Raw genomic sequence first — 2,532 nt, forward strand, 5'->3', positions numbered from 1 at the left:
CCGGCGCGGGCGCGGGCGCGGCGCCGGTCAGCTCGTCGGCCACGGCCGTCTCAGACGACCGGCGACAGGCTGTCGGCGACGGTCTCGTGGGTCAGCAGGCCGGCGTTGATCTCGCGCAGCGCGATCGACAGCGGCTTCTCCTGCGCGTTGGTCGTCTCGACCAGGGGCCCGACGTACTCCAGCAGGCCCTCGCCGAGCTGGGAGTAGTAGGCGTTGATCTGGCGAGCCCGCTTGGCCGCGTAGATGACCAGGCTGTACTTCGAGTCGGTGGCCTCGAGCAGCTCGTCGATGGGGGGGTTGGTGATGCCTTCGGGGTGGGCGACGGTACCGGCCACGATGTCCTTCCGGGTTGTGCTCAGGTGCACGGGCCCGGGACGGCGGCCGCCGCCCGGACCACCAAGCCTCGCACGGAACCACCCGCGCCCGTGGCGCGCACCGGAGTGCGGCTGCGTGGCGCGAGCACGGCGCCTTCATGGCGCGACCGTGCGGGACCTAGTCGATCATCAATGCTACCAAGCGGTCGGCCGCTCCTCCCACCTCGTCGTTGACGACGATGTGGTCGAACTCCGTCTCCGCCGCCAGCTCGATCCTGGCCCGGTCGAGACGCCGGTTGATGATCTCGGGCGGCTCGGTGCCCCGGGTGGTCAGCCGCCGCGTCAGCTCGTCGAACGTCGGCGGGGCGAGAAACACGAAACGTGCGTCCGGCATCGCCGAGCGCACCTGCCGGGCACCGAGCAGCTCAATCTCCAACAGGCACGGCACGCCCGTCGCGAGCCGCTCGACGAGCGGGCGCCGCGGGGTGCCGTACGCGTGCCCGGCGAACATCGCGTGCTCGACGAACTCGCCGATCTTCACCATCCGGGCGAACTCCTCGGCGTCGACGAAGTGGTATTCGACGCCGTCGGTCTCTCCGGGCCGCGGGGCCCGGGTGGTCACACTCACCGACACCCAGACCTCGGGATGACGCCGGCGGACGGCCGCGACGACCGTTCCCTTCCCGACTCCGGACGGACCAGACAGCACTGTGAGGCGCACGGACCCACCCTAGGGCCTGCGAGCCAGTGCCGGCGCGGCCGGTCGTCCGCCCGCTGACTACTCGGGTCGGGACTTGTTTCCCATGGACATTCGGATCGGGGGACGGTAGAGAATTCCGGCCCCCGATCCGCACGGTAGGTCGCATGGCTTCTCCGAAGTGCGTGAGTGGTGCCACGCACGTCGGCGAAGCCACGCCCCCGCCAGGCCCTCCCCGGATGTCGGAGTGGAATTCCACTCCGCCGGGTCAGGCCGTTCCGAACTCCTCGAGGAGCGCGGCGCGCTGCTTCGCGCCGAGCCCTCTGAGCCGGCGGGTCGGGCTGATGCCGAGTCGTTCCCGGATCTTCTGGGCGCGGACGCGCCCAACCCCCGGGAGTGACTCGAGAACAGCCGAAACCTTCATCTTGCCGACGACCTCATCGGCCTCGGCCTGTTCCAGAACGGCGGCCAGAGTGGTCTCCGCCTTCTTCAACCGCTCCTTGAGTTCTGCGCGCTGCTTACGAGCCAGAGCGGCTTTCTCGAGGGCGGCGGCCCTCTGCTCTGGCGTTAGGGGCGGCAGGGGCACGGGTACGCCTCCTCAATTCAGTGATCGCGCCGCGCAAACTAGCGAGGAAGTGGTTCCTCAGTCCAGCCTTGGCCACAACACTCTGATGCGGACATATTGTTCGCACAAGAGAAGGCTTTGACGGGACGAAAGGGGTGGCCAGCACGTGCCGCACCCTTTCGGTCTACGACGGCCCCACCGTACCGCTTCGTACCGCACCAGGACGAACACACCCTGCCCTGACCTCGGCGATCAGCCAGCCGCAGGCCGTCTACCTGCGGAAATACTGTCCGCGACCGCCTTGGCGGCACCGCCCAGATCGGCGGCCCGGGTGATGGGACGGCCCACCACCACCAGGTCCGCGCCTGCCCGTATGGCCTGGTCGGGGGTCGCGATCCGGGCCTGATCAGCCACGTCGGACCCCTCCGGACGCACTCCGGGCGTGATGAGAGTCACGGACTCACCCAGCTCCGAACGGACCATTCGGACCTCCCGCGGGCTGCACACAAGGGTATTCGCCCCGGCCTGGACGGCCAGCGCCGCGAGGCGGCGGACCGCGTCGTCCGGCGGCCCGTCGAACCCGACCGCCCCCAGCGCCGCCGCGTCGAGGGAGGTGAGCACGGTCACAACGGCCACATCGGCCTCAGGGGCCGCCTCGATCGCCGCGCGTATCATCGCCGCCCCGCCCGCGGCGTGGATGGTGATGAACCGAGGAAGCAGGGTCGCGACCGACCGCAGGCCGCCGGCCACCGTCGCCGGAATGTCATGCAGCTTGAGATCGAGAAAGAGCTCCGGCGCGTCGCTGGCGTGCCCGCTCCCCCCCGGCTCGGCGAGCAGGCCCTCGCCGCGCAGCGCGGTCACGACCGCCGGCCCCTCGCGGTAGAACAGCTCCAGGCCGATCTTGAGGACGGCGGCCGATGGGGCGACCGCCCGCGCCCAGCGCACGGCGGTCGCCC

4 protein-coding genes are annotated in these 2,532 nt (G+C 70.5%); all 4 read right to left on the reverse strand.

The window, feature by feature from the left end:
* Positions 1 to 50: 50 nt before the first annotated feature.
* Complete coding sequence (gene rpoZ, locus MXD58_RS28835) at positions 51 to 335, reverse strand: DNA-directed RNA polymerase subunit omega (protein ID WP_248821470.1); 285 nt, start codon at positions 333 to 335, stop codon at positions 51 to 53.
* 157 nt (positions 336 to 492) lie between these two features.
* Positions 493 to 1,035 (reverse strand): guanylate kinase, encoded by a 543-nt coding sequence (gene gmk / locus MXD58_RS28840; protein WP_248839724.1) that lies wholly within the window; start codon positions 1,033 to 1,035, stop codon positions 493 to 495.
* 244 nt (positions 1,036 to 1,279) lie between these two features.
* A complete protein-coding gene (mihF, locus tag MXD58_RS28845; RefSeq protein ID WP_009742797.1) occupies positions 1,280 to 1,597 on the reverse strand; it encodes an integration host factor, actinobacterial type in 318 nt (105 codons plus the stop codon).
* A 231-nt stretch (positions 1,598 to 1,828) separates the two neighbouring features.
* On the reverse strand, positions 1,829 to 2,532 hold a 704-nt coding region (gene pyrF, locus MXD58_RS28850; RefSeq protein ID WP_250611327.1), incomplete at its 5' end, for an orotidine-5'-phosphate decarboxylase.

Source organism: Frankia sp. AgKG'84/4, from assembly GCF_023242965.2.
Classification (GTDB): domain Bacteria; phylum Actinomycetota; class Actinomycetes; order Frankiales; family Frankiaceae; genus Frankia.